Consider the following 11,668-nt stretch of genomic DNA (forward strand, 5'->3'; position numbering starts at 1 on the left):
TAAAAGATGGCAAAAAAGACGGTAAAAAAGAAACGTTCGCAAGAAGCGAACAATGATAATATATGGGGATCGCTGAGCGTCTTCTTCACAAGCGAACGCTTGCGTTTTCTTGCAGGGCTGGCGATCTGTTTTGCGGTGACGTATGTAGGTATCGCTATGACTTCATTCTTTTTCACCGGTGGAGCCGATCAAAGCGCCATCGAAAATGTGCCGTTAAAAGACTTGTTGACCAATCGCGGAAGCGTTGAAAACTGGGCAGGCGTGCGAGGAGCTTTGATTGCCGACTTGATTATGAACCGCTGGTTTGGAGTGGCGTCATTCTTTCTGCTCTACTTTTTCGGGTCATTAGGCGTCTATCTGATGGGCGTTTGCCGGATGTCGCTCATGAAGCGCTTCCTCTTATGCAGTTCGATGCTCGTCTGGAGTTCGCTCTTTCTGTCCTTCGTTTTCCTGAAAGGATACGAAGACTCGTTTCTCTATTTAGGCGGGCGTCACGGGTATGAACTGTCCGAAGTCCTGATTCGCAATATCGGCATACCGGGCACCGTGCTGCTGCTGATCGTCTCATTCCTCACCATCGCCGTTTTCGCCAGCAAACGCGTGATGCCGTGGCTGCAAAAGATGTTTGCTTTCTCGTGGAACCTGAATAGACGCACGAAGCAACCACAGACAGAAGATAATCCGGATACGGTAGAAACCGGTCAAGACGAAGAACCTGATACGACGGAGGCACACACCTCTGAAGAGGATGACCTCGGCACAAAGGCAACATACGATGACGATCCGTACCGAACAGCAGATTTTGACGACGAGCCGCAAATCATACCGATAGCCGAAGGCGACAAAATTGTGAACGGAGAATCGGAGTTTACCATCGAAGTGCCCAAAGACGAAGAGCCCTACGACGATTCGACCATGGGCGATTACGATCCGCGCCTCGACTTATCGAGCTATCGTTTCCCGACGCTCGACCTGCTGAAAAAATACGAGCAGGCCGAGAAACCGGTCGACATGGCGGAGCAGACCGATAACCAGCGACGCATCAAACAGACGCTCGAAAACTTCGGCATCAGCATCTTGTCGATTAAAGCGACCGTCGGACCGACCATCACGCTCTACGAAGTCGTGCCGGCGCAAGGGGTCAGAATCTCGAAGATTCGTAATCTCGAAGACGATATCGCCCTGAGCCTTGCCGCACTCGGCATCCGCATCATCGCTCCGATGCCCGGTAAGGGAACGATCGGCATCGAGGTACCCAACAAAGACCCGCAGATCGTTTCGATGCAGTCCGTCATCAGTTCGCGCAAATTTATCGAAAGCAAATACGATCTTCCGGTGGCGCTGGGTCGCACTATCACGAACGACGTCTTTATGTTCGACCTCTGCAAAGCCCCTCACCTGCTGATGGCCGGTGCTACGGGACAGGGAAAATCCGTCGGACTCAATGCCATCATCACCTCGTTACTGTACAAGAAACATCCCGCCGAGCTGAAATTCGTACTCGTCGACCCCAAAATGGTCGAATTTAGTATCTACGCCGAAATCGAACGTCATTATCTGGCCAAGCTACCCGACGAAGAGAAAGCCATCATCACCGATTTTACGAAGGTGGTACATACGCTCAATTCGCTCTGTAAGGAGATGGATAACCGCTATGAGCTGCTGACGAAAGCACACGTCCGTAACATCAAAGATTATAATGAGAAGTTTATCAGCCGTCGGCTCAACCCCGAGAAAGGACATAAATACATGTCCTACATCGTGGTCATCATCGATGAATTCGGCGACCTGATCATGACGGCCGGACGCGATATCGAAATGCCGATCGCACGAATCGCCCAGAAAGCGCGCGCCGTAGGGATTCACATGATTATCGCCACGCAACGTCCGTCGACTAACATCATCACGGGAACGATTAAAGCGAACTTTCCCGTGCGCGTGGCCTTCCGGGTCTCTTCGATGATCGACTCGCGTACCATTCTCGACTCGCCCGGAGCCAATCAGCTGATCGGACGCGGCGACCTGCTCTTTTCGCAGGGTAGCGACATGACCCGCGTGCAATGCGCTTTTGTCGACACGCCCGAAGTGGAAGCCATGGCATCCTACATCGGTCAGCAGGCCGGCTATCCGACAGCCTTTGAGTTGCCGGAATATGTACCGGAAGGCGAAGACAACAAAGCATCGGGCGTTGACCTGTCCGACCGCGACCCGCTCTTCGACGAAGCGGCCCGTCTCATCGTCATCCAGCAACAAGGTTCTACGTCGTTGATTCAACGTAAATTTTCGATCGGGTATAACCGTGCTGGACGACTGATGGATCAACTCGAAGCCGCCGGTATCGTCGGCCCCTACGAAGGAAGCAAGGCGCGTCAGGTATTGATACAGGACGAATATTCGTTGGAACAGAAATTAAACGCATTGAAATCATGAAACAAATCTTATATATATGTATAGTATGGTTGTCGGCAGCAACAGTTCTCGCCGGACAAAAGGCCGAAACGATTTTGGATAAAGCCGCCACAACGTACGAAAGGTCGAATGGACTGAAAGCCTCGTTTGCGGCAAATATCCGCCACGAAAAGCAAGGTGTTTCCGAAAGCTTCGAAGGCACCATACAAATGAAAGGAGAAAAGTTCGTACTGATTACGCCCGATACACGGACGTGGTACGACGGTGCGACACAATGGACATATGTCGTTCGAACCGATGAGGTCAACTTGTCGAACCCCACAGGCGACGAGTTGGAATTTACGAATCCGATGACCCTGCTCCGCACGTACAAGAAAGGCTTCACGCTCTCCTACATCGGTCAAAGTACATCGGATAACGGAAAAACAGCCGACGACGTGATGCTGACCTCGAAAAAAAACAGCGACGTGGCGAAAGTCGAAGTACAGATCGAACGCGCCACCTCATTGCCGACGCGTCTGACGGTAATCCTGAAAAACGGTGCGCGCAGCGTAATCCGCATCCGCAAGATGCAGACGGGTATTAATCCACCGGAACATGTCTTCCGATTCAATCCGGCCGATTACCCGGGAGTAACAGAAATAGATTTACGATAAGAATAAAAACCAAAAACAAAACAAACAGTTAAGAATATGACAAACGAGAAAGTCCGTTGTTTGATTATCGGCTCGGGACCGGCAGGGTACACGGCTGCCATTTATGCTTCGCGAGCTAATTTAGCCCCGGTATTGTACGAAGGTATTCAGCCCGGCGGCCAGTTGACTACCACCACTGAAGTGGAGAACTTCCCCGGCTATCCTGACGGTGTGACCGGCACGGAGATGATGGAAGACATGAAAAAACAGGCGGTACGCTTCGGTGCCGATGTGCGTCAGGGAATCGCTACGGCCGCAGATTTATCGGCCGCGCCGTATAAAATTACCATCGACGGCGAAAAAGTGATTGAAGCCGAATCATTGATCATCGCCACCGGTGCATCGGCCAAGTATCTGGGCTTGCCCGACGAACAGAAATATTCGGGTATGGGAGTTTCGGCATGTGCCACATGCGACGGCTTCTTCTACCGCAAGAAGAAAGTAGCCGTCGTGGGCGGAGGCGATACGGCATGCGAAGAAGCGCTGTACCTTTCCGGACTGGCCTCACAAGTATACCTGATTGTGCGGAAGCCTTTCCTGCGCGCTTCGAAAGTGATGCAGGAACGCGTGATGAACACCCCGAATATTCAGGTGCTGTTCGAGCATAACACGGTGGGACTCTTTGGCGAAAATGGAGTAGAAGGCGCTCATCTGGTGAAACGCAAAGGTGAGCCGGACGAAGAAATGGTCGACATCGCCATCGACGGCTTCTTCTTAGCCATCGGACATACCCCTAACTCGAATATCTTCAAACCGTGGCTCGCTACGGACGAAACGGGATATATCCAAACCGAAGCCGGTACGCCTCGAACGACGGTTCCCGGAGTGTTTGCAGCCGGCGACGTGGCCGACCCTCATTACAGACAGGCCGTTACGGCTGCCGCGAGCGGCTGTAAGGCAGCCATCGAGGCAGAACGTTATTTGATGAGCCGATAGTATACAGAGCGATATGAGTATATTAGCAGGAATCGTATCTTTCTGCATTTTTTTTACAAGTTGTTCGCATGTAGACGAGCCCGAAATACTTACAAAAAGGGTTCGAATCATTGCGCACCGTGGTTTTTGGCAGTCTAAAGGGGCTGCCGAAAATTCCATCGTGTCCCTTGAGAATGCAGAAGATATCGGAGTTTACGGAGCAGAATTCGACGTACATCTGACGGCTGACAGTGTACCCGTTGTTTTCCATGATATGACAATCAAGGAAATGAAGATACAGGAGACGAATTACGCGGCGATTCAGCGAATCGCGCTGGCCAATGGAGAAAAAATCCCTACGCTGCGCGAATATCTGGAAGCCGCCCGACGTACGAAGCGCATCCGTTTGATCCTTGAACTGAAACCGCATGCCACGCCCCAACGCAACCGTTTGGCGGCACAAATGATTACCGAGTTGGTGAAAGAAAAAAAGTTGCAACATCGTACGGATTATATTTCATTCAATCTCGATGCGGCACGCGAGTTTATCCGTTTGGCACCCGAAGCCGATGTATATTATCTGAACGGCGAATTATCACCCGAACAGTTGAAACAGGAAGGCTTTGCCGGTCTCGATTATCATTACGAGGTGATGCGCAAAAATCCGCAATGGTTTAAAGAAGCCAAACGTCAGGGGTTGGGAATCAATATCTGGACAGTGAACGATACGACGCTGATGCGGGAGATGATCGATGCCGGTGCTGATTTTATCACGACCGATATCCCCGTTGAGGCCTTGATGTTTATCCGGAAATAAAAGAAGATGAGAAAAATCGTCGCGATACTGTGGTTGTGTATCTGGGCCGGCCGTTTGCCGGCCGCAGATTACGACCATCCCAAGCACGAAATCCGTGCCGTATGGCTGACGACGATTTACGGGCTGGACTGGCCGACCCGTCCGGCAACAAACGAAGCCGAGCGAAACCGGCAGAAGCAAGAGCTGCGAACGATCTTGGATCGTCTGCAAAAAGCAAACTTCAATACCGTTTTCGTACAAACCCGACTGCGAGGCGACGTTATTTACCGTTCACAAATCGAACCGATATCGGCCGTTTTTAGCGGGCAATACGGAAAGTGGCCGGGATATGATCCCCTCGCATTCGTGATTGACGAATGTCACAAACGAGGCATGGAATGTCACGCTTTCTTCGTAACCTTCCCCGTCGGTTCGGCTAAGGTCGTGAAGGAACAGGGAAGAACATCGGTGGTCAAACGCCACCCGGAGTTGTGTTTGCAACATCGTGGTGACTGGTACCTGAACCCCGGTCATCCCGGAACATCCGATTATCTGCTATCCTTAGTCAAAGAGGTCGTGAAAAATTACGATATCGACGGTATTCAGTTCGATTATATCCGTTATCCGGAGGAGGCACAATCCTTTCCGGACAAAAAAACGTATCAAAAATACGGAAAGGGGCAGCGTCTCGACAATTGGAGACGTGATAACATCAATCGGATGATATCCCGTATTCATGACTGGGTAAAGCAGACGAAACCCTGGGTACAGGTAAGCAGCTCACCACTCGGAAAATACAACAAGAAACCGGGAACGAACGCCCGCTGGACGGCTTATGAAGACGCGTATCAAGATCCGAAAGCATGGTTACAAGCCGGTAAACAGGACATGATCGTCCCCATGATGTATTACCGACAAAACGATTTTTATCCGTTTGTCAGAAACTGGCTGGAACATTCCGGTCAGCGCAATATGGTGGCCGGGTTGGGAGCCTATCGCCTGAGTAAAAAAGAAGGCAATTGGAATCTTTCTGAAATTACCGATCAGATCAATTACGTACGCCGTCAAGGCGTGAAGGGTTGCGCCTTTTTCCGGACACAGTTTGTGATTGACAATGAAAAAGGGCTGTATAACGAATTGAGAAATCGTTTTTTCAAATATCCCGCGCAGTTGCCGCCGTTAGTCTGGATGAACAAGAGAGCTTCTGCGCCCTGCGCCCCGCAGGAAGTACACGTCGTACGTGAACGGGGACGGCTCAGGCTATCGTGGAAAGGAAAGGACCCGGACGAGTGTACCTATACGATTTACTATTCGCAATCCGACTCCATCGATATGACGAAAGCGCAATCGATTCTGGTAACCGGTATCCGCGAGAGAGAATGGTATCTGAACATCGATCCGCAAGCGGAAGAAGAGTTTACGTTTTGCGTTACCGCCTCGAACCGTTACCGGATGGAAAGTCCGCCTTCGCGCCAAACGTATTATTACCTCTCGAAACACGAAAAATAAACGATATGACCGCAGAAACGAATACAAACTGGTATGTCCTCTACACTTCGCCGCGTGCGGAGAAGAAAGTGGACGAACGGCTCAAAGCCATGGGTGTGGAACGTTATTTGCCGTTGCATCGCTCTCCGCAAGTCTGGTCGGATCGGGTGAAGATGGTCGACAAGCCGCTTTTTTCGTCGTATGTTTTCGTGAAATGTTCGGAGGCGCAGATCATGTCGCTGCTGAAAGTCTATGGTGTCGTTCGAATCGTCTATTATTGTGGGAAGCCGGCCATTATCCGTCAGGAGGAGATCGATGCCATCCATTCGTTTTTGGAACAGGCTGCCAACCATGTGCTTTCTGTAGGTGAAGAGGTGGAGATTTTGAACGGTGCCATGCGGCATGTTTCGGGCGTCATCCGGAAATTGGGAAAAAACCGGTTACAGCTTCATATCGAGCAACTCGCAGTTACCGTTACCGTCGATCTGACGAGCGTAGCGCCGGTCAAACGAATAAAATAAGGCGTTTAACCGCATCAAACGATACAAAACCGGATGGTATGAACCACCTTTTTGCGGATATCTTTTTCAACCGGACAAACACAGCATCTTGAGATGAAAATTACACGAAACGAAAATATAACAAATTACAATCAAAATAAATCATGAAGAAATGGAAAGAACGGAAAAGAGCCGTAGGGATCTTTTCTTTTTGTACGGCCATCGCGGCCTCGGTGTTTCTTTGCGGATGTAAAGAAACGAAAGTAAGCAGTGAATCGTTCGAGCGGTCGGACTATTATACACGCGGGATAGGGCAATATCCCGGCCATCCGAAGGAAGATTTTTCTCCTTCTCTCTCGCCGGATTATATGACCTATCGCAATATTGCCCTTCGCAGAGCGGCTTTCGCTTCTTCCGGCTACGACTACAACCTCACGGCGCAACTTGCGACGGATGGCATCGTGACCGACAAGCAGCCGCAATACCTGAATCTCTCCACGCCCGAAGGCGACGTGCCGCGTCGCGAACGTGAATGGATGGTCGATGAAGGCCCGTATTCCAGAAACACTTTTATGGGTGACGATACGTACTTTCAGTTCTCACTGGCGAATTACAGCGCGAAGGTCGGCAAACTTTCGCTCGTAGGAACGCTTGTGTATGACGACAAAGTGGCCCGGGGAGGCTATGAGATCGTTTGCCTCACATCGGCCGATGGAAAGGAGTGGGCCGAGGTGGGTCGCCTGAGCGGAAGCAACCTGCCGGGCGAAGCCGTATCGTACCGTGTGCCGGTAACCGACCCGAACAAGCAGACGGAGCAGGTCGATATGTCGGTACGAAAGCTGAACGAAACGATCATCTTCAAGCAGGAAGCCGACAACTCTTATTATCGGGTGACGCTGAAAATGGCCGGCGCTCATAGCTGGGTGTTTACAGAGGCGAATTTCTATGATGCCGAGGGCCTGGTGGAAATGAAACCCTCGAAGTTTTTCAACAGCGCATGGATGAGCGCTTCTGCCGGCGAAGAATGGTTGTATGTCGATCTGGGAAGCCGTTCCGAGTTCGATAAAGTCGTATTACGCTGGGTCAACAAAGCCGTTCGCGGCAAAGTGCAGGTATCCGACAATGCCCTGCAATGGGACGATGTGGCCGAGCTTCCCGGCGGCGAGACACTGACGGACGAGATCGCCCTCGATAAAAAATATAAAGGACGTTACGTGCGTGTGCTGATGCAGGAAGCATCGGCCGGAAACCGCTATATCCTGAGCGAGATGGAAGTGATGGGAGTAGGAGGACTGGTGCCCTACCCTGTCGAAAGACCGGCCGTAGCGGACGGACGGATGTCCCTCTCGGGCGGAAGCTGGATGATTCGCCGCGCATCGGAAGTGACGGCTACGGGCGAAGAGATTTCGACCCCCAACTACCAACTGGAGAACTGGCTCGTTGCCACCGTTCCGGGAACGGTGTTGAGCAGCTTCAAAAACGCCGGCGCCATAGCCGAACCGAATTATGCCGATAACCAGTTGCATATCTCCGAGTCGTTCTTCTACTCCAACTTCTGGTATCGCGACGAGTTCGAGCTCCCCGAAAACTTCAAACAGGATCGTCTGTTCCTCAATTTCGACGGTATCAACTGGAAAGCCGACGTGTATCTGAACGGCCACAAACTGGGCCGCATCGAGGGCGCTTTCATGCGGGGCAAGTTCGACGTGACCGACCTTGTCGTTGCGGGGAAGAACGTGGTTGCGGTCGAGATCGTAAAGAATGCGCATATCGGCGCCATCAAGGAGAAAAACCGCCAGAGCACCGACTTTAACGGAGGCATTCTCGGCGCCGATAATCCGACGTTCCATGCAACGATCGGATGGGACTGGATTCCGACCATGCGCGGACGCAATATCGGAATATGGAACGACGTATCGCTCACAACCACAGGGCATGTTACCGTGGCCGATCCGTTCGTACGCTCGGTGCTTCCTCTGCCCGATACGACCTCGGCCAAGCTGACGGCCGGCATCATCGTCCGGAACTGGGACACGAAAACCGTGCAGGGCACGCTTGAAGGAAAAATCGGCGAGATCACGTTTGAGCAGCCGGTCGAGCTGGCCGCGGGCGAAGAAAAAACAGTCGTTTTCGACGCGGCAGCTTATCCGCAGTTGAACATCCGACATCCGCGTCTGTGGTGGCCGAAAGGGTACGGCGCTCCGAATCTTTACGACGCAAACTTCACGTTCAAAGTCGGCGATAAGATATCCGATACACGCGACTTCAAGGCCGGCATCCGTCAGATGACGTTTAATGAAGATAACCGTATCCTGAGCCTCTTCATTAACGGACGTCGTTTTATCGGTCGCGGCGGAAACTGGGGTTTCAGTGAGTCGAACCTGAACTATCGCGGTCGCGAATACGATATCGCGGTGGCCTATCATGCCGATATGAACTTCACAATGATGCGTAACTGGGTCGGCATGATCGGTGACGAAGAGCTTTACGAAGCCTGCGACCGCCACGGCATCATGATCTGGCAAGACTTTTGGCTGGCCAACCCTGCCGACGGCCCCGATCCGTACTACCCCGAAATGTTCATCGCCAATGCCGAAGATTACGTGAAACGTATCCGCAGCCATGCCTCCATCGCCATTTATTGCGGCAGGAACGAAGGGTTCCCGCCGACTCAGATCGATCAGGCGCTGCGCCGCATTGTCCGCGAAAAACATCCCGATATACATTATATCTCCAGCTCGGCCGACGATGTGGTGAGCGGACACGGCCCGTACCGCATGCTTCCGGCAAAAGAATATTTCACGCTGAAAACGGGTAACGACAAGTTCCACAGCGAGCGCGGGATGCCCAACGTCATGACGTACGAAAGCATGCTCCGCACCTTCTCGCCCGAAGGACTTTGGCCACAGGATCATCAATGGGGAATGCACGATTATACACGCGAAGGCGCGCAAGGATGTACCTCGTTCAACGAAATCATCGCCAAAGGGTATGGTGAACCGCAGAGCGCGAAGGAGTTTGCCGAACTGGCGCAATGGGTGAACTACGACGGGCACCGCAGCCTCTTCGAGTCGCGCAGCCTCAACCGCAAAGGGCTTCTCATGTGGATGAGTCATCCCTGTTGGCCCTCGATGGTCTGGCAGACATACGATTATTATTTTGAGCCGACGGCCGCCTACTTTGCCATCAAGAAAGCCTCCGAGCCGCTGCATATCCAGTGGAACCCCGCCACCGACGAAATAGAAGTCGTCAATTACAGCGGCGGCATGCGCAAGGGATTGACAGCGAAAGCGCAGCTGCTGAATATGGACGCATCCGTAGCCTGGGAGAAAGAAACAACGGTCGACAGTCATGAAGATACGACAGATAAATGCATCCGTCTCGAATTTCCGTCCAACCTTTCGAAAGTACACTTTATCAAGTTGACACTAACCGAAAACGGCACGGTTGTTTCCGAGAACTTCTATCACAGGAGCCTCGAAGAAGGCAATTATCAGGCATTACGCGAACTGCCGAAAGTGAAATTACTTCCTGCGGTCGATACTCGAAAAGACCCTGAGGGTATTTGGCATGCCACCGTTACGGTCGAAAACACGACGGCAACACCCGCGCTGATGATCCGCGTGAATGTGACCGGAGAAAAGGACGGATTGCAATTCCTCCCCGTCTTCTACTCCGACAATTACTTCCCCCTGCTTCCCGGCGAGAAGAAAACAGTTAACATCCGCTGGAAAGATGAAGATACGCGCGGCAACACCCCGAAAATACAGCTGTCGGGATACAACGTAGAGTAGCAGAGTTTTTCCCTGTATGCTCAAACATTTAGTACTTACCCAAGGTTACGCTTATCGAATGTAATCTTGGGTAAGTTCGTATAATCCCCTATCCCATTTAACCCAAATTACGCGATACACTGTTCGGTGTTTACCATTAATAATCAGACGTACGAATGTACAACAATGGTTATGTCAGGCTTACAGCCCTCCGCCGAGATACGATGCCTTTTTCCCCAACGCTTCGCATTGGGCTGAATGATCTCGCCCTTTCAGGGCTCTTTCTGCAATCATCGGTCAGCATTCAGCAATCAGTGGAGCCAACAAATCAACGAATCAACAAATAAACATCTCAACAATTCAACAACTCACCGCCTCTGCGGGGTTTATAAGGGCCGAAAGCCCGGATTATTTCAGCCCCATCCCGCAAGGGTGGGGTATATTGACATCCGGGCCTTATTCGGAGGGCTGAAGGCCTGAATTAAATTCATGCTTATTTCTTCTATTGCGGAATCTGGGTTTAATTTTGCCGGATCAGTTTCCTGAGAAGTTTAGCACTTTGGATGTTGAGGTGTTGATTTGTTGAATTGTTTAGTTGTTTAGTTGTTGGCTGAATGCAGACCGCTAACAAACAATTACGAATGACAAATTACGAATTACGATGCCCTGCGGGCGTTGAGATGTTGAATTGTTTAGTTGTTTAGTTGTTGGCTGAATGCAGACCGCTGACGAACAATGACGAATGACGAATTACGATGCCCTGCGGGCGTTGAGTTGTTGAATCGTTTAGTTGTTTGACTGTTGGCTGAATACTGACAAATTAATTCAGGCTTACAGCCCTCAAAAAAACAAAACAGGGGAATCGATACCCCACCCTTGCGGAATGGGGCTGAAATAAAACGGGCTTTCAGCCCTTGGTTGGAAAATGGTTAACGGTTATTTTCCGGGCACCAAAAAAATATCCAAAAAACAACCAAAATATTTGCATATTATCAAAAAACGTTTATACCTTTGTCGTACATAACAAAAAATATAAGACTATGGAAAAAACAACCGATATTCCGCCCGACAAGCCGATGCGCCTCGCAAACC

At 51.1% G+C, this 11,668-nt stretch carries 7 protein-coding genes; all 7 read left to right on the forward strand.

The features are described from left to right. Positions 1-6: 6 nt before the first annotated feature. The 7 genes from Q4A89_RS06640 (at position 7) to Q4A89_RS06670 (ending at position 10,597) form a co-directional block, all read left to right on the forward strand. Positions 7-2,430, forward strand: coding sequence for a DNA translocase FtsK (locus Q4A89_RS06640; RefSeq protein WP_303184451.1), 2,424 nt, complete (start codon positions 7-9; stop codon positions 2,428-2,430). Continuing rightward, positions 2,427-3,065: a LolA-like putative outer membrane lipoprotein chaperone gene (locus Q4A89_RS06645; RefSeq protein WP_303184452.1), complete on the forward strand. Its 639-nt coding sequence runs from the start codon at positions 2,427-2,429 to the stop codon at positions 3,063-3,065. The genes Q4A89_RS06640 and Q4A89_RS06645 overlap by 4 nt, the downstream gene beginning before the upstream one ends. Before the next feature lie 36 nt (positions 3,066-3,101). Beyond that, positions 3,102-4,040, forward strand: a complete 939-nt coding sequence (trxB, locus tag Q4A89_RS06650; RefSeq protein ID WP_303184453.1) for a thioredoxin-disulfide reductase — start codon at positions 3,102-3,104, stop codon at positions 4,038-4,040. 85 nt (positions 4,041-4,125) lie between these two features. Then, positions 4,126-4,836: a glycerophosphodiester phosphodiesterase family protein gene (locus Q4A89_RS06655; protein ID WP_303184459.1), complete on the forward strand. Its 711-nt coding sequence runs from the start codon at positions 4,126-4,128 to the stop codon at positions 4,834-4,836. A gap of 6 nt (positions 4,837-4,842) precedes the next feature. Further along, positions 4,843-6,324: a glycoside hydrolase family 10 protein gene (locus tag Q4A89_RS06660; RefSeq protein ID WP_303184454.1), complete on the forward strand. Its 1,482-nt coding sequence runs from the start codon at positions 4,843-4,845 to the stop codon at positions 6,322-6,324. A 5-nt stretch (positions 6,325-6,329) separates the two neighbouring features. Further along, positions 6,330-6,824 carry a UpxY family transcription antiterminator gene (locus Q4A89_RS06665; protein WP_303184455.1) on the forward strand — a complete coding sequence of 165 codons (495 nt, stop codon included), beginning with the start codon at positions 6,330-6,332 and terminating at the stop codon, positions 6,822-6,824. A 143-nt stretch (positions 6,825-6,967) separates the two neighbouring features. Continuing rightward, on the forward strand, positions 6,968-10,597 hold the full coding sequence (locus Q4A89_RS06670) for a sugar-binding domain-containing protein (protein ID WP_303184456.1): 3,630 nt from the start codon (positions 6,968-6,970) through the stop codon (positions 10,595-10,597). Positions 10,598-11,668 lie beyond the last annotated feature (1,071 nt).

This window comes from Tannerella sp. (assembly GCF_030528505.1).
In the GTDB taxonomy this organism is placed as follows: domain Bacteria; phylum Bacteroidota; class Bacteroidia; order Bacteroidales; family Tannerellaceae; genus Tannerella.

What these genes read in the sequence shown, in the direction of transcription:
- Q4A89_RS06640 (WP_303184451.1), top strand. Translation starts at nt 7, where the DNA reads ATGGCAAAAAAGACGGTAAAAAAGAAACGTTCGCAAGAAGCGAACAAT.
- trxB (WP_303184453.1), top strand. Translation starts at nt 3,102, where the DNA reads ATGACAAACGAGAAAGTCCGTTGTTTGATTATCGGCTCGGGACCGGCA.
- Q4A89_RS06660 (WP_303184454.1), top strand. Translation starts at nt 4,843, where the DNA reads ATGAGAAAAATCGTCGCGATACTGTGGTTGTGTATCTGGGCCGGCCGT.
- Q4A89_RS06665 (WP_303184455.1), top strand. Translation starts at nt 6,330, where the DNA reads ATGACCGCAGAAACGAATACAAACTGGTATGTCCTCTACACTTCGCCG.
- Q4A89_RS06670 (WP_303184456.1), top strand. Translation starts at nt 6,968, where the DNA reads ATGAAGAAATGGAAAGAACGGAAAAGAGCCGTAGGGATCTTTTCTTTT.
- Q4A89_RS06645 (WP_303184452.1), top strand. Translation starts at nt 2,427, where the DNA reads ATGAAACAAATCTTATATATATGTATAGTATGGTTGTCGGCAGCAACA.